The organism is Roseomonas sp. 18066, from assembly GCF_902706185.1.
Taxonomy (GTDB): Bacteria; Pseudomonadota; Alphaproteobacteria; order Acetobacterales; family Acetobacteraceae; genus Pseudoroseomonas.
Genome location: NZ_CACSJM010000040.1, coordinates 1 through 25,158, shown reverse-complemented (window position 1 = coordinate 25,158; position 25,158 = coordinate 1). Strand labels below are relative to the sequence as shown.

23 protein-coding genes are annotated in these 25,158 nt (G+C 71.2%); 17 read left to right on the top strand and 6 right to left on the bottom strand.

What is annotated here, in order from left to right:
• The first annotated feature begins 59 nt into the window (after window positions 1–59).
• The 6 genes from GVN67_RS10560 to GVN67_RS10535 are packed head-to-tail and all read left to right on the top strand — an operon-like array spanning window position 60 to window position 6,037.
• Window positions 60–680, top strand: a complete 621-nt coding sequence (locus tag GVN67_RS10560) for a hypothetical protein (RefSeq protein WP_159995597.1) — start codon at window positions 60–62, stop codon at window positions 678–680.
• The gene (locus GVN67_RS10555; RefSeq protein WP_159995595.1) at window positions 677–1,876 is read left to right on the top strand and encodes a DUF4350 domain-containing protein; all 1,200 of its coding nucleotides are present in this window, start codon (window positions 677–679) and stop codon (window positions 1,874–1,876) included. The genes GVN67_RS10560 and GVN67_RS10555 overlap by 4 nt, the downstream gene beginning before the upstream one ends.
• A complete protein-coding gene (locus tag GVN67_RS30430) occupies window positions 1,863–2,819 on the top strand; it encodes a MoxR family ATPase (protein WP_159995593.1) in 957 nt (318 codons plus the stop codon). Before GVN67_RS10555 ends, GVN67_RS30430 begins: the two co-directional genes overlap by 14 nt.
• Window positions 2,816–4,129: a DUF58 domain-containing protein gene (locus GVN67_RS10545; protein ID WP_159995591.1), complete on the top strand. Its 1,314-nt coding sequence runs from the start codon at window positions 2,816–2,818 to the stop codon at window positions 4,127–4,129. The genes GVN67_RS30430 and GVN67_RS10545 overlap by 4 nt, the downstream gene beginning before the upstream one ends.
• A 10-nt stretch (window positions 4,130–4,139) precedes the next feature.
• On the top strand, window positions 4,140–5,165 hold the full coding sequence (locus GVN67_RS10540; protein ID WP_159995589.1) for a stage II sporulation protein M: 1,026 nt from the start codon (window positions 4,140–4,142) through the stop codon (window positions 5,163–5,165).
• A complete protein-coding gene (locus GVN67_RS10535; protein ID WP_159995587.1) occupies window positions 5,162–6,037 on the top strand; it encodes an RDD family protein in 876 nt (291 codons plus the stop codon). The genes GVN67_RS10540 and GVN67_RS10535 overlap by 4 nt, the downstream gene beginning before the upstream one ends.
• 54 nt (window positions 6,038–6,091) lie before the next feature.
• On the opposite strand, the gene GVN67_RS10530 is transcribed toward GVN67_RS10535, so the two are convergent.
• Complete coding sequence (locus GVN67_RS10530) at window positions 6,092–6,874, bottom strand: hypothetical protein (protein ID WP_159995585.1); 783 nt, start codon at window positions 6,872–6,874, stop codon at window positions 6,092–6,094.
• A gap of 336 nt (window positions 6,875–7,210) precedes the next feature.
• Here GVN67_RS10530 and GVN67_RS10525 point away from each other — a divergent pair, with 336 nt between their 5' ends.
• From GVN67_RS10525 to glpK, 6 genes are all read left to right on the top strand, one after another.
• A complete protein-coding gene (locus tag GVN67_RS10525) occupies window positions 7,211–7,417 on the top strand; it encodes a cold-shock protein (protein ID WP_159995583.1) in 207 nt (68 codons plus the stop codon).
• A 150-nt stretch (window positions 7,418–7,567) separates the two neighbouring features.
• On the top strand, window positions 7,568–7,774 hold the full coding sequence (locus GVN67_RS10520; RefSeq protein WP_159995581.1) for a hypothetical protein: 207 nt from the start codon (window positions 7,568–7,570) through the stop codon (window positions 7,772–7,774).
• A gap of 118 nt (window positions 7,775–7,892) precedes the next feature.
• Window positions 7,893–9,329 carry a M20 family metallopeptidase gene (locus GVN67_RS10515; RefSeq protein ID WP_159995579.1) on the top strand — a complete coding sequence of 479 codons (1,437 nt, stop codon included), beginning with the start codon at window positions 7,893–7,895 and terminating at the stop codon, window positions 9,327–9,329.
• A gap of 86 nt (window positions 9,330–9,415) precedes the next feature.
• A complete protein-coding gene (locus GVN67_RS10510) occupies window positions 9,416–9,673 on the top strand; it encodes a DUF3297 family protein (protein WP_159995577.1) in 258 nt (85 codons plus the stop codon).
• Window positions 9,674–10,071: 398 nt separating this feature from the next.
• Complete coding sequence (locus GVN67_RS10505; protein ID WP_159995575.1) at window positions 10,072–10,785, top strand: hypothetical protein; 714 nt, start codon at window positions 10,072–10,074, stop codon at window positions 10,783–10,785.
• A gap of 69 nt (window positions 10,786–10,854) precedes the next feature.
• Complete coding sequence (gene glpK / locus GVN67_RS10500) at window positions 10,855–12,357, top strand: glycerol kinase GlpK (RefSeq protein ID WP_159995573.1); 1,503 nt, start codon at window positions 10,855–10,857, stop codon at window positions 12,355–12,357.
• A 40-nt stretch (window positions 12,358–12,397) separates the two neighbouring features.
• Here the strand turns inward: glpK and GVN67_RS10495 are convergent, their stop codons facing one another.
• Entirely contained in the window at window positions 12,398–13,330 is a 933-nt protein-coding gene (locus tag GVN67_RS10495; RefSeq protein ID WP_159995571.1) for a GNAT family N-acetyltransferase, read from the bottom strand.
• Window positions 13,331–13,517: 187 nt separating this feature from the next.
• On the opposite strand from GVN67_RS10495, the gene GVN67_RS10490 reads away from it, so the two are divergent.
• The 5 genes from GVN67_RS10490 to GVN67_RS10470 all read left to right on the top strand — a co-directional run bounded on the left by GVN67_RS10490 (window position 13,518) and on the right by GVN67_RS10470 (window position 21,881).
• Window positions 13,518–13,832: a hypothetical protein gene (locus GVN67_RS10490; protein WP_159995569.1), complete on the top strand. Its 315-nt coding sequence runs from the start codon at window positions 13,518–13,520 to the stop codon at window positions 13,830–13,832.
• Window positions 13,829–15,085 (top strand): NHLP bacteriocin system secretion protein, encoded by a 1,257-nt coding sequence (locus tag GVN67_RS10485; RefSeq protein WP_159995567.1) that lies wholly within the window; start codon window positions 13,829–13,831, stop codon window positions 15,083–15,085. The genes GVN67_RS10490 and GVN67_RS10485 overlap by 4 nt, the downstream gene beginning before the upstream one ends.
• 5 nt (window positions 15,086–15,090) lie before the next feature.
• Window positions 15,091–17,271: an NHLP family bacteriocin export ABC transporter peptidase/permease/ATPase subunit gene (locus GVN67_RS10480; protein ID WP_159995565.1), complete on the top strand. Its 2,181-nt coding sequence runs from the start codon at window positions 15,091–15,093 to the stop codon at window positions 17,269–17,271.
• Window positions 17,272–17,276: 5 nt separating this feature from the next.
• Window positions 17,277–20,201 (top strand): NHLP bacteriocin export ABC transporter permease/ATPase subunit, encoded by a 2,925-nt coding sequence (locus GVN67_RS10475; protein WP_159995563.1) that lies wholly within the window; start codon window positions 17,277–17,279, stop codon window positions 20,199–20,201.
• Window positions 20,202–20,288: 87 nt separating this feature from the next.
• Window positions 20,289–21,881, top strand: coding sequence for an SIR2 family protein (locus tag GVN67_RS10470; RefSeq protein ID WP_159995561.1), 1,593 nt, complete (start codon window positions 20,289–20,291; stop codon window positions 21,879–21,881).
• 18 nt (window positions 21,882–21,899) lie between these two features.
• Here GVN67_RS10470 and GVN67_RS10465 read toward each other — a convergent pair whose 3' ends face one another.
• From GVN67_RS10465 to GVN67_RS10450, 4 genes are all read right to left on the bottom strand, one after another.
• Window positions 21,900–22,970, bottom strand: coding sequence for a helix-turn-helix domain-containing protein (locus GVN67_RS10465; protein WP_159995559.1), 1,071 nt, complete (start codon window positions 22,968–22,970; stop codon window positions 21,900–21,902).
• A gap of 48 nt (window positions 22,971–23,018) precedes the next feature.
• The gene (locus GVN67_RS10460; RefSeq protein WP_159995557.1) at window positions 23,019–23,828 is read right to left on the bottom strand and encodes an ATP-binding cassette domain-containing protein; all 810 of its coding nucleotides are present in this window, start codon (window positions 23,826–23,828) and stop codon (window positions 23,019–23,021) included.
• Window positions 23,828–24,850 (bottom strand): ABC transporter ATP-binding protein, encoded by a 1,023-nt coding sequence (locus tag GVN67_RS10455; protein ID WP_159995555.1) that lies wholly within the window; start codon window positions 24,848–24,850, stop codon window positions 23,828–23,830. Before GVN67_RS10455 ends, GVN67_RS10460 begins: the two co-directional genes overlap by 1 nt.
• On the bottom strand, window positions 24,850–25,158 hold a 309-nt coding region (locus GVN67_RS10450; protein WP_159995553.1), incomplete at its 5' end, for an ABC transporter permease. The genes GVN67_RS10455 and GVN67_RS10450, both read right to left, overlap by 1 nt.

Below are 25,158 nucleotides of genomic sequence, written 5' to 3'. Positions count from 1 at the left end.
GCCATGGACAGCCGGCCGCGCCTCGGCCATTGCCGGTTTACCTGACGCGAAAGGCCCCGATGGACGAGACCGCCCGGGCCGGCCTCGCCGCGGCGCATCAGCGGCTGCTGGCGGATGACCGGCTGCAATTCGCCTTCCCGGACCCGCTGCCCGCGCCGCCGCCGCCGACCGGCAGCCGCAGCAGCTGGAACCTGGACTGGCTCGTCCATCTCGGCCCCGTGGCGCAATGGATCCTCTGGGGGCTGCTGGTGCTGCTGGCCCTGGCCCTGGCCTGGGTGGTCCTCGTCCAGCTCAGGCGCGCCGCCGCCCGCCGCGAGGGGCTCGAGCCCGCGGCGACCACCCCCGCCGAGGCCGAGCGCCAGGCCGCCCGCGCCGGCGCCCTGCTGGCCGAGGCCGATGCCCTGGCTGCGGCCGGCCGCTTCGCCGAGGCCGTCCGCGTCCTGCTGCACCAGAGCCTGGCCGAGATCGGCGCCCAGCGCCCGCGCCTGCTGCGCCCGGCCTATACCAGCCGCGACATCGCGGCCCTGCCCGGCCTGCCCGGCGCGGTGCGCGACGCCTTCGGCGCCATCGCCGCGGTGGTCGAGCGCGCCGTCTTCGGCGGCCGCGCCGTCGGCGACCCGCAGTGGCAGGAATGCCGCGGCTTCTACGCCCGCCTGACCCAGCCCCAGGCCTGGACATGAGCAGGGCCACCCGCCTGGCCGGCGCCGCCTTCTCGCCGGTCGCCGCCCTGTGGCTGATCCTGGTCGGCGTGCTGTCCTTCGGCGCCTTCCTGCTGCTGTCGATCTACGAGCCCGACCTGCGCGCCGGGCAGAATGCCGGCGGCCATGCGCTGTCACGCTCGGCGCTGGGCTATGCCGGGCTGGTGCGGCTGCTGCAGGGGCAGGGCGTCGCCGCCAGCATCTCCCGCGCGCCCCCCGGCGCGGCCGAGCCGGGCCTGCCCGCCGGGCTGCTGGTGCTGACCCCCCGCCCCGGCGCCGCCTGGGGCGAGGTGGAGCCGATCGTCGAGCACCGCGCCGGGCCGGTGCTGCTGGTGCTGCCGAAATGGTCGGCGCGCCCCGACCCCGACCATCCCGGCTGGCTGCGCGACCCGCGGCTGCTCGGCCTGCCCGGCATCGCCCGGCTGCTGGAGGGCGGCAAGGTCTCCCGCTCGGAGGAGACGGCGACGCCGCTGCTGACCGCGGCCAGCCCGCTGCCGGGCAAGCGCCGGCTGAAGCCCGCGCCGATGGAGGGGGTGCAGAGCATCCTGGGCGACGACTACACGCCGGTGCTGACCGATCCGAATGGCCGCATGCTGCTGGCCCGCCATGGCGGCTATGACCAGCTGTATGTGCTGGCCGATCCGGACCTGCTGAACAACCGCGGCCTGCGCACGCTGGAGGGCGCCGAGACCGCGCTCAGCGTGATCGACGGCCTGCGCGCCGGCGGCGCCGTGCGCTTCGACGTCACGCTGAACGGGCTGGCGCGGCAGCGCAACCCGCTGAAGCTGGCGCTGGAGCCGCCTTTCCTGGCGGCCACCCTGTGCCTGCTGGCCGCCGCCCTGCTGACCGCCTGGCATGCCGCGCGCCGCTTCGGCCCGGCCCGTGCCGAGGTGGCGGCGCTGGCCCTCGGCCAGCGGGGGCTGGCCGACAACACCGCGGCCCTGCTGGCGCTGGCGGGGCGCGAGCACCGCATGGGCGGCCGCTACGCCGCGCTGACCGCCCGCCTGACCCGCCTCAGCCCCGAGGCCATCGAGCGCCGCAGCAAGGCGCTAAAACTGACAAAAAGATTCGGCACGCTGCGGCAGGCCGCCGAGGCCGCCACCAACCGGACGGCGCTGGTCCGCGCCGCCCGCAACCTGCATCGCTGGAGACAGGAATTGACCCGTGAACGTCGCTGAGGTCCGCGAGATCGCGCAGCAGATCCAGGCCGAGATCGGCAAGGCGGTGATCGGCCAGGCGGCCACGGTGGAGCTGCTGACCACGGCCCTGCTGGCCGGCGGCCATGTGCTGCTGGAGGGCCCGCCGGGCACCGCCAAGACCTTCCTGGCGCAATGCTTCGCCCGCACGCTGCGGCTGGATTTCGGCCGCATCCAGTTCACGCCCGACCTGATGCCGGGCGACATCCTGGGCACCAATGTCTTCAACTTCCAGACCAGCGCCTTCACCCTGACCCGCGGCCCGATCTTCTGCGAGCTGCTGGTGGCCGACGAGATCAACCGCACGCCGCCCAAGACCCAGGCCGCCCTGCTGGAGGCGATGCAGGAGCGCCACGTGACGCTGGACGGCGTCCGCCATGACCTGGGGTCGCGCTTCATGGTGGTGGCGACGCAGAACCCGCTGGAGCAGCAGGGCACCTATCCGCTGCCCGAGGCGCAGCTCGACCGCTTCCTGTTCAAGCAGTCGATGCCCTATCCGTCGGAGGAGGAGGAACGCGCCATCGTCACGGGCCATGGCCAGCGCGGCGGCTCGCCCGATCCGGCGGCCTTCGGCGTGCAGGCCGTCCTCGACGGCGCCGGGCTCTCTGCCGCCATGGCGGTCGTCGCCGGCATCCGCCTGCACGAGGATGTCGTTTCCTACATCGTCCGCCTGGTGCGGGCGACGCGGGAGGCGCCGGACCTGGAAGGCGGCGCCTCGCCCCGCGCGGCGGTGATGCTGGCCATGGCGGCGCGCGCGCGGGCGGTGATGGAGGGGCGCGACTATGTCATCCCCGACGACGTCAAGGCCCTGGCCCTGCCAGCCCTGCGGCACCGCGTGCTGCTCTCGCCCGCCGCGCAGATCGAGGGCCGCCGCGCCGAGGCCGTGGTCGCCGAGCTGATCGCCCAGGTGGAAGCCCCCAAGTGAAGCCGGCCGGCGGCGCGCTCTATCCGACCCGGCGCGCCATCGCGCTGATGGCGGCCGGCGCGCCGCTGGCCCTGCTGCTGGCGCTGTTCCTGCCGCAGCTCTGGGTGCTGGGCATCGCCTGGATTCTTTTCGTTCTTCTTCTGATTGCCGCGGACCTGGCGCTGGGCGCGCGCCGGCGCGGGCTGGCGCTGGCGCTCGACATGCCCGGCGCCGTCGGCCTGGACGACCGCGCCGAGGCCGTCTTCCGCCCGGCCTTCCCCGGCCGCGCCCCCGCCAGCCTGGAGCTGGCGCTGGAACTCGACCCGCTGGTCACCGCGACCCCGGCCCGCCAGGTCTTCTCCGATGTCGCCCGCGTCACCCTGACCCCGCATCGCCGCGGCGAGGCCGGGCTGGCCATGGCCTGGCTGCGCTGGCGCGGGCCGCTCGGCCTGACCTGGCGGCAACAGAGCTTCGGCCCTGGGCCAGTGATAAAAATATTCCCGGGCACGCGGGCGGTGACCGACTTCGCCATGCGGCTCTTCTCCCGCCACGCGCCGCCCGGCCAGCGCGCGCAGCAGCAGATCGGCGACAGCGCCGAATTCCATGCGCTGAAGGAATTCGGCTCGGGCGGCAGCCTGCGCGCCATCGCCTGGCGGCAATCCGCCCGCCATGTCCGGCTGCTGGCCCGCGAAAGCCATGCCGAGACCAACCACCATGTCGTCCTGGCCCTCGACACCGGCCGGCTGATGTGCGCGCCGATGGAGGGGCTGCCGAAGCTCGACCACGCGCTGCACGCCGCCCTGCTGCTGGCCTATGTCGCGCTGCGCGGCGGCGACCGCGTCGGCCTCTTCGCCTTCGACGCCCAGCCGGTGCTCTCCTCCGGCGCCCTGGTCGGGCCCAGCGCTTTCGCGACGCTGCAGCGCCTGGCGGCGAGCCTCGACTATTCGACCGAGGAGACCAACTTCACCCTCGGCCTGGCGCGCCTCGCCGGCGAATTGAAGCGGCGCTCGCTGGTCGTCGTCTTCACCGACTTCGCCGACACCACCGGCGCCGAGCTGATGCTGGAGAATGTCGGCCGGCTGATGGCGCGCCACCTGGTCCTCTTCGTCGCGCTGCGCGATGCCGAGCTCGAGGCGCTGGCCGGCGCCGCCCCCCGCCGCAGCGACGATGTCTCCCGCGCCGTCGTCGCCGGCGCCATGCTGCAGGAGCGCGAGCTGGTCATGGAAAAGCTGCGCCATCTGGGCGTGCAGATCATCGAGGCCTCGGCCCGCGAGCTCGGCCCGGCGCTGATCGACCGCTACAACGCGCTGAAGCAGCGCGACGCGCTGTGAGGCCGCGCCCATGAGCGACATCGTCAACGACGCGCCGCTGCGTGATATTCCCCTGCGCTCCAACCGCTTCCGCCGCGAGCGCGAGGCCGAGTGGCAGCGGCTGGAATCCCTCCTCAAGCTGGCCGAGGCCGGCCGCTGGCGGCGGCTCTCCGACGACGACCTGCTGGCCATCCCGGTGCTCTACCGCAGCGCCATCTCGGCGCTGTCCATCGCCCGCGCCACCTCGCTCGACCAGGGGCTGGTGCGCTACCTCGAGGCGCTCTGCACCCGCGCCTATTTCTTCGTCTATGGCGGCCGCGCCAGCCTGGGCGAGCGGCTCGGCAGCTTCTTCGCCCGCGGCTGGGCGCGCGCCGTCCAGGGGCTGTGGCGCGAGCTGCTCGCCGCCTTCCTCGTCACCCTGCTCGGCGCGGTCGTGGCCTATGCCATGGTCCAGGCCGATCCCGACTGGTACCGCAGCTTCGTCCCCGCCGGCCTGTCCGGCGGCCGCGACCCGGAGGCCACCGCGCAATACCTGCGCAGCACCCTCTATGACGAAGGGCGCAACGGCGGCGACGCCCTCTCGATCTTCGCCACCTATCTCTTCACCCACAATGCCCGCATCGCCATCATGACCTTCGCCCTGGGCTTCGCCTTCGGCGTGCCGACGCTGCTGCTGCTGGCCTATAACGGCGCCATGCTGGGCGCCATGCTGGCCGTCTTCATCCGCAAGGACCTGGGCTTCGAGCTCGGCGGCTGGCTGATGATCCATGGCGTGACCGAGCTGCTGGCCATCATCCTGGCCGGCGCCGCCGGCCTGCGCATCGGCCTGGCCGTCGCCTTCCCCGGCGCCGACAGCCGGCTGGCCTCGGCCAGCCTCGCCGGGCGCCAGGCGGCCACCGCCATGGGCGGCGTCGTCGTCATGCTGGTCCTGGCCGGGCTGCTGGAAGGCTTCGGCCGCCAGCTGATCCAGGGCGACCTCTGGCGCTACGCCATCGCCGGGTCGACCGCGGTCTTCTGGGCGCTCTATTTCGGCTGGCCGCGGGGCCGCGCGGCATGAGCGCGGCCCTCAACACGCCCCCCCGCCGCGACGCCGGCGAGCCCGGCCGCATCCGCCGCTTCGTCACCCCCGAAGGCGTCGACCTGCGGCTGACCTTGGGCGAGGCCTCGGAACGCGCCGGCGCCTTCCTGATCGACCTGTCCATCATGGTGGCGATCCTCGCCGCCATCACCATCCTCTGCTGGGCCATGCTGGCCGGCAACCGCTTCGCCGACCTGTCGCTGCCCGCCATCATCTGGCTGCTCAGCTTCTTCCTGCTGCGCTGCTTCTACTTCACCGTCTTCGAGCTGCGCCCCAGCAACGCCACCCCGGGCAAGCGGCTGATGGGGCTGCGCGTCGCGGCGCGCGATGGCGGCCGCCTCGGCGCCGACGCCATCTTCGCCCGCAACCTGGTGCGCGAGGTCGAGATCTTCCTGCCCATCACCATGTTCTTCGCCGGCAACGACCCGGTCTCCGGCTGGATCGCCGGGGCGGGGCTGGTCTGGACCGGGATCTTCCTGTTCTTCCCGCTGTTCAACCGGGACCGGCTGCGCATCGGCGACCTGCTGGCCGGCACCTGGGTGGTCAAGCTGCCGCGCCGCGCCCTGCTTGCCGACCTGGCGACGGCGCCAGCCGGGTCCGGGCCGGCCTTCACCACGGAGCAGCTGCGCGCCTATGGCGTCAAGGAGCTGCAGGTGCTGGAAACCGTTCTGCGGCAGAACCGCGAGGCCACCGTCAGGGAAGTCGCCGAACGCATCCGGCGCAAGATCGACTGGCAGGGCGAAAGCCTCGCGGACGGCGAGTTCCTTCGCGCCTATTACCTCGCGCTGCGGCGGGAGCTTGAAGGCAAGCTGCTTTTCGGGAAAAGACGCAAGGACAAGCACGATCAGTAAAACAAGCAAGCAAGGCCAGGGGAAGGAATTCCCCTGGACCCCATCTTTTTTCTTTCAGTCGAAAATGGACGCCAGGCTTTCGGGGCCGGCGCCCTCCTGCAAGCGGCGCAGCTCGGCATAGATCGCGGCGCTGCCGGTCGCGCCGATCGTCGCGCTGACCGACGACAACACCGCCTGCAGCACGCCATCGACCCAGTAGAAGCTGGTGCCGATCAAGGCGAAAGCCAGCACCGCGGGAATCGCGCTCAGCACGACGCTGATGATGCCGTAGAACACCAGCAGCCCGAAGATCCGCCAGCGATGCCCCCGCGTCAGCGCCCGGCTGCGGCGCAGCGCGGCGACGGCGCCGGGACGCTCCACCACCGCGGCCGGCACCGTCACCGCCCAGATGCAGACCAGCATCAGCCCCGGGATCACCAGCAGCAGGAAGCCCAGCCCGATGCCCAGCAGCATCAGGATCGCCGCCCCCAGCGCCGGCAGCATCGCCGCCAGGCCACGGCCGACGCTCTCCAGCGCGCTGGCGCGGCGGCCGTTGAAATCGGCGACGGCGGCATAGGTCAGCACCGCCTGCAGCGCATAATGCAGCAGCAGCCCGAAAAGGCCGAGCCCGAGTCCGGCGGCCATGCCCAGCGCCATCACCCCGGTGCTGAAATCCTGCATCGCCTCGCCCGGCAGCAGGTAGCGGCCGACGCCGACCTGCGCCAGCAGGCTGGGCAGCGCCACCACCAGCAGCGGCAGGCCGAGAAAGGTGGCCGGCTGCCGCCCGATGACGCCAAAGGTCATCCGGGCGACCGGGCCGAGGGCAAGCTTCTCCGTGGTCTGCATCGTCGGGGACATGGGCGCTCCTGCGGCTCGACGTTGCGCCAGCAGGACCATGCGCCGCAGCCCCAGGCAAGGCCGCGCCCCCGCTGCTATCCTGGCTTTGATCGGCCGAATCCGGCATTCTTCGCCGGCGCGCCATGACGATCCCGTGCTCCGCGGCGGGAGCATGGTCGATCTTGCTTGAAACCGGGCCTCCGGAGGCGCATAGTCAGTTCGTCAGTTTTTGTTCGGTTTCGGCCTGCTCTCCTAGCTCATGCCCGTGCTTCGAGCTTGTTGACCGCTACCTCTCGAAGCTTGATCCGTCTGGCGATCTCGCCTGGCGGAATTCTGTCATGAACAGGACATCAAAACATGCCCGTCGGCACCGTCAAGTGGTTCAACGCGACCAAGGGTTTTGGCTTCATCCAGCCGCAGGACGGCTCCAAGGACGTCTTCCTGCACATTTCCGATGTGCAGCGCGCCGGCATGCGTGAGCCGCGCGAGGGCGACAAGCTGGAGTATGAGCTGCAGCACGGCCAGCAGGGCAAGGTCTCTGCCGGCAACCTGAAGCAGGTCTGATCGATCCGCGGCCGGGCGCCCTTCCAGGGTGCCCGGCCGCGACCCTCCGGGACGCGATGCTGCGTCACCGGACCTGGCCAGCGTCTCCGGCCCCCCTTGCTTCCCAGCCTCCTGGCCCTGCGCCGGGCTGCCGGGCCCGAAGGAGACAGCATGCTGCCAATTCACCGCTTCGCCATCGGCCAGAAGATTTCCCTGATGCCCGGCCGCTATGACAGCCCGGCGCCGCAGGGCGACTATACCATCACCCGCCTGCTGCCCAATGACAGCACCGACCGCGAATACCGGGTGAAGAACAGCCGCGACGGCCATGAGCGCGTCGTGCGCGAGAGCCAGCTGCGCAACATGTCGGCCCTCTAGCCGAGCAGAGGGCGGCCGTGCCCGTGGCACGGCGCTTTGACCTGGCGGGGCGACGGGCATAAGGAAGCCCGGCGCCGCGGCGTCGATCCGGTGGCGCCGCCCTATCCGCGAGGCCCCGATGCGCAACGACCCCCTCTCCCTCTCCCAGCTTTCGGACGCCGTCGAGCAGAAAAGCCCGGCCTTCTCCGCCATGGCCGACCGCATCTGGGGCCATGCCGAGCTGCGCTTCGCCGAGCACCGCTCGATCGAGGAGCAGATCGCGCTGCTCGAGGCCGAGGGCTTCCGCATCACCCGCAACCTGGGCGGCATCCCCACCGCCTTCCTCGCCGAGGCCGGCAGCGGCGGCCCGGTGATCGGCTTCCTCGGCGAGTTCGACGCCCTGGCCGGCCTCAGCCAGGCGGCCGGCGTGGCCGTGCCGCAGCCGGTCACCGCCGGGGCCACCGGCCATGGCTGCGGCCACAACCTGCTGGGTGCCGGCGCCATGCTGGCCGCGGTCGCCGCGCGCGACGAGCTCGCCGCCAACGGCCTGCCGGGCACCGTGCGCTACTATGGCTGCCCCGGCGAGGAAGGCGGCTCCGGCAAGACCTTCATGGCGCGCGAGGGGGTGTTCGACGACATCGACGCCGCCGTCTCCTGGCATCCGGGCGTGGTCAGCAGCGTCAACTCGCAGCGCTCCATGGCCAATTTCCAGGTCTATTTCCGCTTCAAGGGCCGCGCCTCGCATGCCGCCGGCTCGCCCTGGCTGGGCCGCTCGGCGCTGGACGCCGTCGAGATCATGAATGTCGGCGTCAACTATCTGCGCGAGCACATGCCGCTCGACTGCCGCGTCCACTACGCCATCACCAATTCCGGCGGCAATTCGCCCAATGTCGTGCAGGCCGATGCCGAGGTGCTGTACCTGATCCGCGGCCCCAAGGTGCGCGACGCCCAGGCGCTGTTCGACCGTGTCCGCGCCTGCGCCGAGGGCGCCGCCATCATGACCGGCACCCGCATGTCGCTCGAGATCGACAAGGCCTGCTCCGACACCATCCCGAACACCGCGCTCGAGATGCGCATGTTCGAGAACCTCTCCCGCCTTGGCGCCCCCGCTTTCGACGACGCTGACCTGGCTTTCGCCGAAGAGATCCGCGCGACGCTGAGCGAGGAGGATATCGCCGACAGCCTGCGCGCCGTCGCCGCGCCCGAGGACGTCGGCGCCGCGCCGCTGCATGCCGGCGTGCTGCATTTCGACGGCACCTCGCTGGCCGGCAACGGCTCCACCGACATCGGCGATGTCAGCCAGATCGTCCCCACCGTGCAGTGCTGGGGCGCCACCTGGGCGGTGGGCACGCCGTTCCACACCTGGCAGGCGGTGGCCCAGGGCAAGAGCCCGCATGCGCATAAGGGCATGGTCCAGGCCGCCAAGGCCATGGCCGCGACCGCGCTCGACGCCTTCCGCGACCCTGAGCTGCTGGCCCGCGCCAAGGCCGAGCTGACCAGCCGCACCGGCGGCCGCGCCTATGCCTGCCCGATCCCCGCCGAGGTGCTGCCGCCGCCGCTGCGCGCCCCGCGCTGAGCAACCAGGGCAGCGCCGCTGTGGTGGCGCTGCCCCGGATCGGCTATCACCCCCGGCCTGTTACTTCCCCCTCCAAGGGTTCCACCATGACCGACACCCCGCCCGACCGCCTTTCTTCCAACCCGAAGAGCCCCTTCTACGACCAGGCCCTGCTGGAGCGCGGCATCGGCGTGCGGTTCAAGGGCGTCGAGAAGAACAATGTCGACGAATACTGCGTCAGCGAGGGCTGGGTCCGCCTGACCGTCGGCACCACCCTCGACCGCAAGGGCAATCCGATGACCATGAAGCTGCAGGGCACGGTCGAGCCCTATTTCCGCGACATCGCCGCTGCCCCCGAGGCCTGATCGCGGCCACCGGGCCCGGCAGGCCGGCCGACCCGGGCTTGTCCCGGGCCGGCCGGCGCCGGGCGAAGGGGCGTCGTTGCTTGACGAGGCGCCCGCGTATCTGCCGCCGCCGGTCCCAGGCGGCAGCGGCGATCTTTGCCGACGAGCGCAGCCCTGCCGTCGCCGCCGCAAGTCTCTTCGCCAATGGTCCGCCTCGCACCCCCAATGACGCGGCGCTGAAGCCCGATCGAATTCTTGGCGGAACTTTCGGTCTTTTTACACTTGTGCTCTAGGGTTCGGCCCCGGGGTCGGTGTATCTTGCCCAGGCGCCGGGGGCGGGTCCTGAGGCGATAGGATTCCCGGGGTGCATGGATTCCGGGCAATGCGCGCCGTTCAGGCCGCTGGGGAAGACCACGACCGTGCACCTGACGCGTGACCAGTTCCGCATCGCCGAGACCCTTGGCTGCAGCTTCCAGCCGGCCGCCGCCGAGCAGATCGCCCGGCTTTCCATGCAGCGCCGCGTCTTCTGGCTCGACAACCAGGCCTATCTCGCCCTGCGCGGCGATGGCTTCTACGAGACCGCCGCGACGCTGAGCCGCCTGCTGCAGGAGGCCGAGGCCGCGCGGCCCGCCCGGCCGGCGTTCGTGGCAGCGCCGCCGGCGCCGCCGGTCGAAGAGCCTGCGCCCAGCGAAGAACCCACGCCGGCCGCCGCCGCCGCGCCGCCCGAGACCCAGCCCGAAGCCGAGCCCGAGGCGCCCGCCGCCCCGGCCGCGAAAGCCCCGCAGCGCCGCCGCAAGGCCGTCGCCGCGCCGCCCGAGCCGGAGCCGGAGCCCGAGCCTGAGGCGGCCCCCGCCGTGCCCGTCGCCGGGGACATCCTCGAGGCCACCTCTGGCGAAGACCTCCCCGCCGAGGCCGCGGCCGAGCCTGCCGGGGCCGACGCGCCGGACCTGCCTGCGGCCGAGGTCCTGGCGCTGCCGCCGGTGGCCGCGGCCGTCATCCTGCCGCTCTCGGCCCGCGCCGCGACCGCCGGCCTGGTCGCCGCCTATGTCGCCAGCACCCCGGTCGCCGCGACCGAGCTGCCGGAGCTGATCCGCGGCATCCACCGCAGCGTGCTGACCCTCTCCCGCCGCTGACCCGCTTGCCTTCCGCGCCCGGAGCCTGAACAAGGGACCGGAACCCCGCGGGAGGCATCGGGCAGGACCATGACGGAAGGGCTGATCCTGGCGCTGGACCAGGGCACCACCTCGACGCGCAGCATCCTGTTCAGCACGCCGGGCCTGGCGCCGCTGGCCATGGCCCAGCAGGAAATCGCGCAGCATTATCCCGGCCCCGGCTGGGTCGAGCACGACCCGGAAGACCTGTTCCGGTCCAGCCTGGCGACCATGCGCCAGGCCATCGACAAGGCTGGCGTCGAGGTCGAGGACATCGCCGGCATCGGCATCGCCAACCAGCGCGAGACCGTGCTGGTCTGGGACCGCGCCACGGGCCGGCCGCTGCACCGCGCCATCGTCTGGCAGGACCGCCGCACCGCCGCCGCCTGCGCCGTGCTGCGCCAGGCCGGCCATGCCGCCGCCGTCGAGGCCACCACCGGCCTGCTGATCGACCCCTATTTCTCGGGGACCAAGATCGCCTGGATCCTGGACAATGTGTCGGGCGCCCGCCGCGCCGCGGAGCAGGGGCGCCTGGCCTTCGGCACCGTCGACACCTGGCTGATCTGGCGCCTGACCGGCGGCCGCGCCCATGTCACCGACGCCACCAATGCCGCGCGCACGCTGCTCTACGACATCCAGGCCGGGGCCTGGGATCCGGCGATGCTGGCGCTGTTCCGCATCCCGGAGCAGATGCTGCCCGAGGTGCTCGACTGCGCGGCCGATTTCGGCACGGCGGAGCCCGCCCTGCTGGGGGCTGCCATCCCGATCCGCGGCGTCGCCGGCGACCAGCAGGCGGCGACCATCGGCCAGGCCTGCTTCCAGCCCGGCATGGTCAAGGCGACCTATGGCACCGGCGCCTTCGCGCTGCTGAACACCGGCGACACCCCGGTGCGCTCGCAGAACCGGCTGCTGACCACCATCGCCTACCAGCTCGACGGCCGCCGCACCCATGCCCTGGAGGGCGCCATCTTCGTCGCGGGCGCCGCGGTGCAATGGCTGCGCGACGGGCTGGGGCTGATCGCCAGCGCCGCCGAGAGCAGCCGCCTGGCCGCTTCCGCCGACCCGGCCAGGCGCATCTACCTGGTGCCGGCCTTTGTCGGCCTGGGCGTGCCGCATTGGGATGCCGAGGCGCGCGGCGCCATCTTCGGCCTGACCCGCGATTCCGGCCCTGCCGATTTCGCCCGCGCCGCGCTGGAGGCCACGGCCTTCCAGACCCGCGACCTGCTGCAGGCCATGCATCGCGACCTGTCCCCCGGCCAGGCGATCGAGGTGCTGCGCGCCGATGGCGGCATGGCGGCCTCGGACTGGACCATGCAATGCCTGGCCGATGTGCTCGACCGCCCGGTCGACCGCCCGGCGGTGCAGGAGACCACGGCGCTGGGCGCGGCCTATCTGGCCGGGCTGCGCTCCGGCCTCTGCCCGCCGCCCGAGGACTTCGCCCGGCAATGGCGGCTGCAGCGCCGCTTCACCCCGGCGCTGGACCCCGCGACGCGGGAGGCTGCCTATGCTGGCTGGTGCGACGCCGTCCGCCGCACCCTCTCGCGCCCCGCCTGAAGCGGATTTCAGGCCCGGCTTTGTCAGGCCCGCGGCTTTGTCAGGCCCGTGGCGTTGTCAGGCTCGGGGGGGACATTTCCCAGGGTTCCAGCCGCGCCTGCAGCCGCGGCATCAGCCGCGCCCCGGTCGCCACGGCGCGGCGACGGATGAAGCGCAGCATCGCCACCTGGTGGTCCGGCGTCTCCCAGCCGCAGCGGCCCTCCGGCGCGCGCATCGCCTGGCGCCGCAGCAGGGCGATCAGCAGCGGCAGGCTCTGCCGCGCCCGCCGCCCGGGCGCCAGCCCATAGACCGCATGCACCCAGACCCGGTCGGGCGCGGTCCAGGCCGCCATGGCCCAGCCCTGCACCTGCCCCTCCACCAGCCAGGCCAGGCTGAGCTCCGGCGCGCAGGCCGGGGCCAGCATGAAGGGGTCGAGGCCGGAGGGGATCGCCCCCTGGTCCAGCGCCGCCCGGTCCAGAGCCTGGCGCAGCGCCGCCCGCGCCGCCGGCTTCAGCGCCGCCCAGTCGCAGAGCTCGCCCTGCGCCGGCGGCAGCCGCGCCTGCAGCGCCGCCAGCTGGTGCGACGCCAGGGTCGGCGACAGGCTGACCACCAGCCCGGCCGGCCGCGCCACGGCGCCGGCCGAGGCCATCAGCGCGCCGAAATGATCCGGCTGCTCCTCGGGCGGGTTCCAGCGCGTCTCCAGCGGCCGCGCCGGCACCGTGGTGCGCACCGCCCGCAGCAGCGAGGCGCCGATGCCGCGCCGCCGCAGGCTGGCCCGCACCCCCAGCCAGATCAGCTCCACCCCGCCGCCGGCCTGCGGCACGGCCACCGCCGCGCCTGCCGTGCCGCCCAGGAAGGCGACGCGCAGCACCATCGGCGGCGCGCCGGACAGCGCCAGCCGGTGCCGCAGGGTCGCGGCCAGCCCGGGCGGCACCAGGCCGGACCAGGCCTGCTCGAGACGGCAGAAGGAGGTGGGCCACATATCCTTGCCCATGCCACGGCCGGACGGCCAGGGTGAAGCCTTGTCTGCCGCGGCCCCTGGCGTTTTGAGATGCATCCGCCGTAAATTTGCAACCGCGGGCAAAAACTATGAGCCGGACGGCCGGGCGGCCGGTTTGCGCCCCGGTTAAGATCGATGCAGGCCGCCCGCGAGTCGCGGGGGCCCCGGGGGAAGGTGCGGGATGCGACCGGATGACGTCATGGCCAGCTTCCGCCAGCTTTTCGCCGAGCAGCCGGAGACGGCGGCGGGCCTGGCCGGGCTGCGCGACCTGGATGCGGCGGCCGAGCTGCTCGACCGGCTGGGCGCGCGGCACGGCATCGCCACCAGCGCCGCCGAGATCCGCAGCCATGTCCGCCGCCTGCGCGAGGAGTTTTCCACCAATGGCGAGCTGTCGGTCGAGGCGCTGGATGGCGTCAGCGGCGGCGCTCAGACAGAAATCTCCGAGCTGGCTTTCATGCTGAGCTGCCTGGGCCAGCCCGCCGGCCCCGGGCCTTGAGCGGCAGCCTGGTCCGGCCGCCCAGCCCGGAGCAGCTGGACCGGGTCCTGCGCGTCACCCCCTCGCTGGCCTGGCCCGCTCTGGCGGTGCTGTTTCTCCTGCTGCTGGCCGGGCTGGTCTGGAGCATCGTCTCCACCGCCGCGGTGAAGACGGTGGCGCAGGGCGTGCTGCTCTCGGCCGGCGGCGTCGGCGATGTCGTGGCGCCGGCGACGGGGCGGCTGCGGCAATTGCTGGCGCTGCCCGGCGAGCGGGTCGCCGCCGGCCAGCCGGTGGCGCTGCTCGACCAGCCGGAGCTGGAGGCCGACCTGTCGCGCCGCCGCACCGAGGCGGCGACGCTGGACGACCAGGAGGCGCGGGTGCGCGCCTTCCTCGACGGCGAGGCGGCGGCGCGCGGGCGGCTGGCCACGGCGCGCGAGCAGAGCCTGCGCGAGCGCCGCGCCGCCCTCGTCGCGCTGGAGGCCACCATGGCCGAGATGGCCAGCATCCAGCAGGGGCTTTTCTCCCGCGGCCTCGGCACGAGGGAGCGCTTTTTGGCCGCCCGGCAGCAGGCGCAGGAGGTGCAGAGCCAGCGCAGCGAGGCCGAGGCCGCCCTCGTCCAGATCGCCGCCGACAGCGAGGGCGAGCGGATCCGCGCCGCGCGCGAGCTGCTCGACCTCGGCGTGCGGCGCGCGGCGGTGGCGCGCGAGATCGCCTGGACCGAGGCCGAGCTCGCCCGCCGCGGCCAGGTGCTGGCGCCGGCCGAGGGGCTGCTGGTCGAGCAGGTCGTCAGCGCCGGCGAACGGGTCGAGGCCGGCGCGCCGCTGCTGCGCTTCCTGGCCGGCAGCGCCCGCGAGGCGGAAAGCCTGGTCGGCCTGCTCTATGTGCCGCCGGCCGATGGCAAGCGGGTGCGGGTGGGGATGCGGGTGCAGGTGATCCCCTCGACCATCCGCGTGCAGCGCGACGGCTTCATCGAGGGCGTCATCCTGTCGGTCTCGCCGATCGCCGCGACCCGCGAAGGCATCCAGCGCACCCTGCGCAACTCCGCCCTGGTCGAGCAGCTGACCCGGCAGGGCGCGCCGGTGCAGGCCACCGTCCGGCTGCTGCCGGATGCCGCCACGCCCTCGGGCTATCGCTGGTCGACCGGCCAGGGGCCGGCGCTGGCCATCGGCAACGGCACCCCGGCCGAGGGCCGCATCGTCGTCGACGACATCCCGCTGATCGCCCTGCTGCTGCCCGAGGCGGAGCGGCTGCTGGCGCGGCTCGGCCTGCGCTGAGCACCATGGCCTCCGCGACCTTGCCCGCCGCCACCCTGCCCGCCTCGGCCGCGCGCCGCCGCAGCCCGACCATCCTGCAGCTGGAGGCGGTGGAATGCGGCGCCGCGTGCCTGGCCATGGTGCTGGCGACGCATGGCCGCTGGGTGCCGCTGGCCGAGCTGCGCCTGGCCTGCGGCGTCTCCCGCGACGGCAGCCGCGCCGGCAACGTGGTGCGCGCCGCGCGCAGCTTCGGGATGGAGGCCAAGGGCTTCCGCTACGAGCTGGAAGCGCTGAGAAGCGTGCCGAAGCCGGCCATCGTCTTCGTCAACCTGAACCACTTCCTGGTGCTGGAGGGCTTTTCCAAGGGCCGCGTCCATCTGAACGATCCCGCCGGCGGGCGGCGGGCGGTGTCGGAGGCGGAGTTCGACGCCGCCTATTCGGGCGTGGTGCTGACCTTCACCCCCGGCCCCGACTTCCGCCGTCAGGGCGCGCCGCCGGGCATCGCCGGCCGGCTCTGGGGCCAGCTGGAGGGCGCGCGCGACGCGCTGGCGGCGATCGGGGTGGCCGCCCTCGGCCTGGTGCTGGCGGCGATCCTGCTGCCGGCCTTCACCCGCATCTTCATCGACCAGTATTTGCTGGAAGGCCAGGTCGACTGGCTGGAATGGCTGGTCGCCGGCTTCGTCGCGCTCGCTTTGCTGCAGGGGGGGCTCGCCTGGCTGAAAGGGGTGCTGCTGCGGCGGCTGGCGACGCGGGTGACGCTGTCGGCCTCGGCCCGCTTCGTCTGGCGCATGCTGCGGCTGCCGATCCCCTTCTTCACCCAGCGCTATGCCGGCAGCATCGGCAGCCGGGCGGAGCTGGCGACCGCGCTCGGCCAGCATGCGGCGCGCGACCTCGGCGTGCTGCTGGCCGAGGGGCTCGGGGTGCTGGTCTTCCTGGCCGCCATGCTGCTCTACAGCCCGGCGCTGACCGCGGTCGCGGCGCTGGCGGCGGGCGGCAACCTGGCGCTGTTCCTGCTGGCCCGCCGCCGCATCGAGGCGCGCGAGCAGAAGGCGGCGCTGGACCAGGTGAAGCTCGGCGCCAAGACCATGCTGGGGCTGCAGCTGATCGAAAGCCTGAAGGCCACCGGCACCGACGGGCCCTTCTTCACCGCCTGGGCCGGGCAGCATGCCCTGGTCGCCAGCCAGCAGCAGGAGACCGGGCGGCTCTCGGCCGGCTTCGTCACCCTGCCCGACTTCCTGGCCCAGCTGGGCGCCGCGCTGGTGCTGCTGCTGGGCGGCTGGCTGGTGATGCAGGGGCGGATCACGCTGGGCACGCTGGTCGCCTTCCAGCTGCTGCAGGCCGGGCTCGCCGTGCCGCTGCGGCTGCTGATGCTGAGCGCGGTGCAGCTGCAATCCGCCCGCGGCGTCGTCGACCAGCTGGAAGACGTCCTGCTGCAGCCCGAGGCGCCGGAATTCGACGGCGTCGCCGCGCCCGACGGGCGCAAGCAGCGGCTGAGCGGCGCGCTGAGCCTGGCCGGCGTCAGCTTCGGCTATTCGCCGCTGGAGCCGCCGCTGATCGAGGATTTCTCCCTGGAGCTGGTGCCGGGCGCGCGGGTGGCGCTGGTCGGCGCCTCGGGCAGCGGCAAGTCGACCGTCGGCCGCCTGGTCACCGGGCTGTTCCCGCCCTGGCAGGGCGAGATCCGCCTCGACGGCACGGCGCTGGGCGCCCTGCCGCGCCGCCTGCTGCGCGACAGCCTGGCGGTGGTCGACCAGGACATCGTGCTGTTCGAAGGAACCTTGCGCGACAACATCGCCCTCTGGGACGACACCATGCCCGAGGCCGCCATCATCGCCGCCGCCCGCGACGCCATGATCCACGACACCATCGTCGCCCGCCCCGGCGGCTATGACGGCGCCGTCGAGGAAGGCGGCCGCAACTTCTCCGGCGGCCAGCGGCAGCGGCTGGAGATCGCCCGCGCCCTGGTCGCCAGCCCCAGCCTGCTGGTGCTGGACGAGGCCACTAGCGCGCTCGACCCGATCGCCGAGAAGCGGATCATGGACAATCTGCGCCGCCGCGGCTGCGCCTGCCTGATCATCGCGCACCGGCTGTCGACCATCCGCGACTGCGACGAGATCATCGTCATGCACCGCGGCAAGGTGCTGGAGCGCGGCACGCATGAGGCGCTGCTGGCCGCCCGCGGCGCCTATGCCCAGCTGATCGAGGCCTGACGCCGATGCCCGCCGCCCTGCGCCAGGCCCTGGCCGCCGCCCTCGGCGACGCTGTCGCGGTCGCCGGCAACCGGCCGCTGCTGCTCGACCGTGCCGACAGCGCCTGGCTGGTGCTGGAGGGCGAGGTCGACCTGTTCCTGGTGCCGCTGGAGGACGGCCGCCCGGCCGGGCTGCGCCAGCACCTGTTCGCCATCCCGGCCGGCGGGCTGCTGTTCGGCCTCGATGGCAGCGACCTGCCGGCGCCGGTCGGGCTGCTGGCGGTGGGCCAGGTCGGCAGCGTCGTGGCTGAGCTGCCGGTCGCGGCGCTCCGCGCCCTGCCCGACCTGCCGCCGCTGGCCGCCCCGGTCGAGGCCTGGGCGCGGGGCCTGTCGTTGGCCATGGCCCGGCCGATCGCGCCGCGGCCGCGGCTGGTCGGGCAGTTCCGCCCCGGCGAGCGGATCGACCCGCTGCCCGGCCAGCGCATCGGCTGCGCCCAGGGGCTGGGCTGGGTCACCCTGCCCGCCCCTGGCTTCTTCCTCGACACCGGCGAGGTCGCGGCGGGCGAGACCCTGCCGCTGGCCGCCGGCGCCTGGCTGGAGCTGACCCAGGCCGCCCCGCTCGCCAGCCGCGACACCGCCGCCGCGCTGGCCACCGGCGCGGCCTGGGACGGCCTCGCCTTGCTGCACCGGCAGCTGTTGGAGATCCTGCCGCTGAACCTGCGGCTGGCGGCGGTGGACGAGGCCAACCGGCTGCGCGCCCGGGCCGAGGCGGACCTGGCCGCCGGCCGCGCCGCGCTGGACCGGCTGGCGGCGCCGCTGGCCGCCCCCCGCGCGCTGCCCGCCGAGGCCGCGACCGACAGCGAGGACCCGTTGTCGCGCGCCGTCGGCGCCGTGGTGGCGGCGCTGGGCGGCGTGCTGGTGCCGCCGCCGCCACGCCGGCTGCATGGCGCGCTGCAGCCGCCGGGCCTGGACGACATCCTGCGCGCCAACGGGCTGCGCAGCCGCCCGGTGCAGCTGGAGGCAGGCTGGTGGCGGCGCGATGCCGGGCCGCTGTTGCTGCTGCGCCCGGCCGAACCGCCGCTGGCCCTGCTGCCGCAGGGCGCCCGCGGCGGCTGGCGCGCCTATGACCCGGTACTGGGCCAGGTTGCTGCGCTGTCGTCCCACCAGGCGGCGGCGCTGCGCGGCGAGGCGCTGAGCCTGACCCTGCCGCTGCCGGCGCGGCCGCTGGGGGGCTTCGCGATCATCGGCCGCGTGCTGCGGGACGGGCGCGGCGAGGCGGCGGCCATGCTGGGCCTCGGGCTGGCAGCGGGCGTGCTCAACCTCGGCCTGCCGCTGGCCACCGGCGTGCTGGTCGACACCGTCATCCCGGCGCATGACCTGCCGAAGCTGGTCGAGCTCGGCCTGGTGCTGGGGCTGCTGGCGGCGGTGATGCTGCTGCTGCGCTACGCCGTGCAGATCGCAGCCCTGCGCCTGGAAGGCCATGCCGGCAGCCGGCTGCAGGCCGCCATCCTGGACCGGCTGCTGCGGCTGCCGATGCGCTTCTTCCGCGACCACAACGCCGGCGTGCTGGCCAAGCGCGCCCTGGCCATCCAGGCGATCCAGCAGGCCGCCGGCGGCGCCATGATCGGCAGCCTGATGACCGGCGGGCTGGCGCTGATCTCGCTGGGCATCATGGCCTGGTACTCGCCCGCCCTGACCCTGGTCGCGCTCGCCTGCCTGCTGGTGCTGCTGGTGCCCGGCATCGTGCTCGGCTGGCTGCGGCTGCGGCAGGAGCGCGACGTGGTCAGGCTGGCCGGCGACAGCGCCGGGCTGCTGCTGCAGCTGGCCACCGGCATCGCCAAGCTACGCCTGGCCGCCGCCGAGCACCGCGCCTTCCTGCGCTGGTCGCGGCTGCAGGCGCGCCTCGCCCGGCAGCGCTTCCTGGCCGAGCAGACGCAAAGCCTGGCCGAGCTGCTGAACGGGCTGGGCCTGCCGCTGGCCACCGCCGCGCTGTTCTGCGCCATCCATGCCCTGGGCCTGGGGCCGGGGGCGGGCGAGCCGGGCAGCGGCCTGGCGCTGGGCGCGCTGCTGGGGTTCCTCAACGCCTTCAGCCAATGCCTGGGCGGGCTGACGGCGCTGATGGCGACGGCGGTGCAGATCGCCGGGCTGCGGCCGGTCTATGCCTATGCCGCGCCGATCCTGCAGGCGGTGCCGGAAACCGGCGGCGGCCGCGCCGATCCGGGGCGGATCTCCGGGGCGGTGGAGCTCAGCCGGCTGACCTTCCGCTACGCCCCCGACGCGCCGGCCCTGTTCGACGATCTTTCCGTGAATATCGCGGCGGGCGAATACGTCGCCGTCGTCGGCCCGTCGGGCAGCGGCAAGTCGACGCTGCTGCGGCTGCTGCTGGGCTTCGAGACGCCGCAATCGGGGGCGGTGCTCTATGACGGGCAGGACCTGCAGGGGCTGGACCCGCAGGCGCTGCGCCGGCAGCTGGGCGTGGTGCTGCAGGGCGGGCGGCTGCTGCCGGGGTCGCTGCTGGACAATATCCTGGGGCCGAACCTGCACCTGACCGAGGCCGAGGCCTGGGCCGCCGCCGATCAGGTCGGCCTGGGCGACGACATCCGCGCCATGCCGATGCGGATGCAGACGGTGATCTCGGATTCCGGCAGCACCCTGTCGGGCGGGCAGGTGCAGCGCGTGCTGCTGGCCCGCGCGGTGGTGGCGCGGCCGCGCATCCTGCTGCTGGACGAGGCGACCAGCGCGCTCGACAACCGGACCCAGGCAGTGGTGACCGAAAGCCTGGACCGGCTGAACGCCACCCGCCTGGTCATCGCCCACCGCCTGTCGACGGTGGTACATGCGGACCGGATCCTGGTGATGAACGAGGGGCGGATCGTGGAGAGCGGTTCTTTCGGGGAACTGATGGAGCGCGGGGGGGTGTTCAGGGAGTTGGCGGAGAGGCAGTTGGTGTGACAGGGCCACGGCGTGCCGCTGACAAGCCTTGCCCTTCGGCGGTGACGCCATGGTAGAGTCTTTTCAAGACAATCATCGAGAGGCCACATGAGTGAAGTTTCTAATAAGATAAAGGAGATCATGGAGAGGAATATATCTTCTCCTTTTCTTTTTGTTGGTTCTGGATTTTCTAGAAGATACTTGGGGTTAGAAGATTGGTCTGGACTTCTAAGAAAATTTTGCGCGCCCATAAAAGATTTGGGTTATTATTTTTCACAATCTAATGGAGATCTCCCGTTAACAGCGTCATTAATGGCTAATGATTATAATGAGTGGTGGTGGTCATCGCCTGATTCGAAGGCGAGCCGCGATGAATTTGGGTCGCTCGCAAAAGTAAAATCTGACGCACTCAAGATTGAAATTTCTAAGTACATCAAAGAATTTTCACTCGAGACCGCCCGAACATCTGCGGCTGGACAGGAAGTTTCTAGTCTCTCTGAAATCCAAGTCGATGGGATTATTACAACAAACTGGGATTCATTGCTGGAGGAATTATTTCCAGAATATAAGGTATTTATTGGCCAGCAAGAGCTGTTATTCTCAAATCCGCAAGCTATCGGTGAAATTTACAAGATACATGGATGTTCGAGTGCTCCTCAGAGCTTAGTGCTGACCTCGGAAGATTATAAAGAATTCTCAGACCGAAACCCTTATTTGGCGGCAAAATTAGTCACTATATTTGTTGAGCATCCAATAATTTTCCTTGGTTATTCGATATCAGATCCGCACATTCGAGCAATCATTACCTCAATCGCAAAATGCTTGCCGCAAGAAAAAATTGGGAGATTCCAAGAAAACCTTATTTTTGTTCAAAGGGCGGACGATGGAGAAACCGCAGCCATAGAGAAGAATACAATTCAATACGACGACTTCAGCGTTACGCTGACCGTTGCCCGCGTAAGTGATTTCAATCAAATTTATGCCGCATTGACGGGTAACAAGAGAAAAATACCCGCAAGAATATTGAGATTCTTCAAAGAGCAGATGTATGAATTAGTTCATACGCCGTCAGGAAGTGAGAATAAGCTAGCAGTTGTTGATTTTGAGGAGATCGATTCTGCGTCTGAAATAGAATTCGTTGTCGGCGTTGGCGTGGCCAAAAAACAAATCGCGACAGAAGAGAAGTTAAATCAAAAAGTAGAAAGTGCTCTTACCAGCAAGGGGTATGCCGGCGTATCGGCGGATGATGTATTCGATGACGCTTTGCTAGAAACATCTAATTTTTTCGCAGAATCTTTGTTAGAATCTGCATTTCCAGGATACGGTCGGTCCAACAGAACGTTTCTTCCACTATTTAGATATTTAAAAGCTGCCGGTATTGAATCTGAAGAATCTTTAAACTCCTCAAAGTACGAAGGCGCCAAAAAAGTCTACAAAAAGATGAAGTCGGCGGAGTATACTCTCCCAAGCTACGCGCGCAGATATAGTCGAGAATTTTCTCGCCTAGATACCGCCTCTATCATAGAAAAATCGTCCTCTGCTCAGGAAGCTCTTCTGATGCTTCCTTTCCAACCAAAAGAAGAAGTAAACCTAGCCGTTCTTCTGAAATTTCTCAGAGAAAACTCCTTCGAAGTCGAACCATACCGGTCCTCGCATCGGAAGTTGATCTGCCGATATGATCGATTGGCATTTGGTTTTTAGTGCGTTTTCTTGACGCTCTCACAACCGCCTAATCCAATCCGTCGTCGCCGGCACCCCCTCCCCCCCGGGCACCCCGGCGGGGCGGGACGCGCGGGCCAGCCGCGCCTCCCGCGGCGACATGCCGAAGGCTTCGCGGAAGGACCGGCTGAAGGCCGCCTCGTTCCGGAATCCCCAGCCATAGGCGATCTCGGCGATGCGGCGGCGCTCGGCGACGGGGGCGGTGATCTCCTGGAAGCAGCGGTCCAGGCGGCGGCGGCGGATATAGCTGGCGACGCCGCCATAGGGCTCGAACAGCCGGTACAGCGTCGGCCGCGACACGCCGAACTGCTTTGTCAAAAGCTCCGGCGACAGCTCCGGCGAGGCCAGGTTGCCCTCGATGAAGCGGCGGATCAGCACCAGCGACGGCGCATGCACCGTCTCCTGCCCCTCGGGCCGGGCGGCGATGGCGGGGCTGGCGCAGGCGGCCACCAGCATGGCGGTGGCCTGGATCAGCGGCTGCGCCTCGGCCTGGCTCAGCTGGGCAGCACTTTCCTGCAGCCCGACCAGATGGTCCGCCAGCAGCCGGCCCAGCGGCGTGTCGCCGCCGAGCACCACGCCATGCAGCGCCTCCGGCCTGCGCACCAGCGGCGCCAGGCTGGCGCGCGGCATGACGAGCGTGATGTTCTCGAAGTCGCTGGCCTCGGTATGCACCGTCTGCGCCATGTCGAGGATGCTGGTGTCGCCCGGCCGCACCAGCAGGCTGCGCTCGCCCGCCAGCCCCGCATAGCCGCCCTGGCGGTACAGCTGCACCAGGTAGTGGTCCATGCCGGTGCGGGCGATGGTGAAGGCGCTGCGGCGGAACACCTGGGCGCTGGCGGCGATGCGGCCGATCACCACGCCGCCCAGGTTGTGGCTTTCCATCTCGGCGGCGAAGCCGGCCATGGCGTCGGGCCGCGGCAGGGCGACATCGAAGAAGATGCCGGCGATGCGGCGCCAGGCCCAGAAGGCCTCTTCCGGCGAGCCCAGGCTGCGGCCGTTGAAATGCATCGCGCCGCCTTCGGCGGCGGGAAAGGCGGCGAGGTCGATCGAGGCGTCGGGCGCGGCGGGCATGGTTTGCGAGAATACACGCAGCGGCCCCCCTGTCAGCCCGCGCGCGCGTCAGCGGAAGGGCGAGCGGTCCGGGTCGGGGTCCGGCATGGCGGCGATCAGGCTGCGGGCATAGTCGCTGGCGGGGTGCTGGAACACCGCCTCGGTGACGCCCTCCTCGACCAGCCGGCCGCGATAGATCAGCGCCACCCGGTCGCAGACATAGCGGATGACGCCCAGGTCGTGGCTGATGAAGAAGTAGGTGAGGCCGAGCTGCGCCTGCAGGTCGTGCAGCAGGTTCAGCACCTGCGCCTGCACCGAGACGTCGAGCGCCGAGGTCGGCTCGTCCAGGATCAGGAAATCCGGCCCCGTCGCCAGCGCCCGCGCGATGCCGATGCGCTGCCGCTGGCCGCCGGAGAATTCATGCGGGAACCGCCCCAGATGCTGCGGGCCGAGGCCCACGCGCTCCAGCAGCTCGGCGGCCCGGTCGCGCCGCCCGCGCCCGTCGAGGCCGAGGCGGGCGCGATGGATTTCCATCGGCTCGCCGACGATCTCGGCGATGCTCATGCGCGGGTTCAGCGAGGCATAGGGGTCCTGGAAGACGATGCCGATGCGCGCCCGCAGGTCGCGCAGGCCGGCCGCCGAGAGTTTTCCCACATCGGCGCCGTCGAAGCGGATCGACCCGGCCGAGATTTCTTCCAGTCGCAACAGGCAGCGGGTCAGCGTCGTCTTGCCGGAACCGCTTTCGCCGACCAACCCGAAGCTCTCGCCGCGGCGGACGGACAGGGAAACCTCGGACAAGGCCTGGACTTCAGGCGCCCGGCCGAAGAAGCCGCGCCGCTCGCCGCCATAGAGTTTCGAGACGCCTTCGACCTCGAGCATCAGGCGGCCTCCCCGCGCAGCACCACCGGGCAGGCGACGCGATGCCCGCCCTCTGGCCCGACCAGCGCCGGGGTGCCGGCGTCGCAGCCCGGCTCGGCGAGGCGGCAGCGGTTGGCGAAGCGGCAGCCCGGCGGCGGCACCAGCAGCGAGGGCACCGTCCCCGCCAGCCCCTGCAGCGCGCCGCGCACCGTCCCCGCGGTGGGGAGTGCGGCCAGCAGCGCGTTGGTATAGGGATGGCGCGGCGATTTCAGCACGTCGCGCACCGGCCCAGCCTCGACCACATTGCCGGCATACATCACCGCGACATGGCTGCAGAGCTGCGCCACCACGCCGAGATTGTGGGTGATGAACATGACCCCCAGCCCGTGCTCGCGCACCAGGTCGTGGATCAGCCGCAGGATCTGCGCCTGCACCGAGACGTCGAGCGCCGTGGTCGGCTCGTCGGCGATCAGCAGGTCAGGCCGGCCGATCAGCGCCATGGCGATCAGCACGCGCTGCTTCATGCCGCCGGAGAACTGGTGCGGATAATCGTCGAGCCGCGCGGCGGGGTTGGGAATGCCGACGCGGTCCAGCATGGCCAGCGACAATTCCCGCGCCGCCCGCCGCAGCGCCCGCCCCGAGGCGCCGGGCGCCAGCCCCAGCAGCGCCGGATCGGAGCGCCCGGCATGGAGGGCCACGTCCAGCAGCTGCTCGCCGACGCGAAAAACCGGGTTCAGGTTGGTGGTCGGGTCCTGGAAGATCATGCCGATGCGCCGGCCGCGCAGCGCGCGCAACCGCTTCTCGTCGGCCTGCAACAGGTCCTCGCCATCGAGGCGGATCGAGCCCCGCGCGTAGCGGGCCGGCGGCGTCGGCACCAGGCGCGAGATCGACAGGCCGGTCAGCGACTTGCCGCAGCCGGTCTCGCCGACGATGCCCCAGATCTCGCCGCGGTCGACGGTCAGGTCGATGCCGTTCAGCACATGCGCCTCGCCATCGAAGGAGCGCATATGCAGGTGCAGGTCGCGGATTTCGAGCAGGGCCATCAGCGGCGCGCCTTGGGGTCAAGCAGGTCGCGCAAGCCGTCGCCCAGCAGGTTGAAGCCGAAGACGGCGAGGAAGATGGCCAGCCCCGGGAAGATCGCCGTCCACCAATAATCCGGCATGTTCGCCCGCGCGACCGAGAGAAGAGAACCCCATTCCGGCGTCGGCGGCTTCACGCCGATGCCGACGAAGCCCAGCGAGGCCACGGTCAGGATGGCGAAGCCCATGTCGAGCGACATCTTGACGATGACCGGCGAGACGATGTTGGGCAGCACATGCCGGCGCAGCAGCCGCCCCGGCCCCGCCCCCAT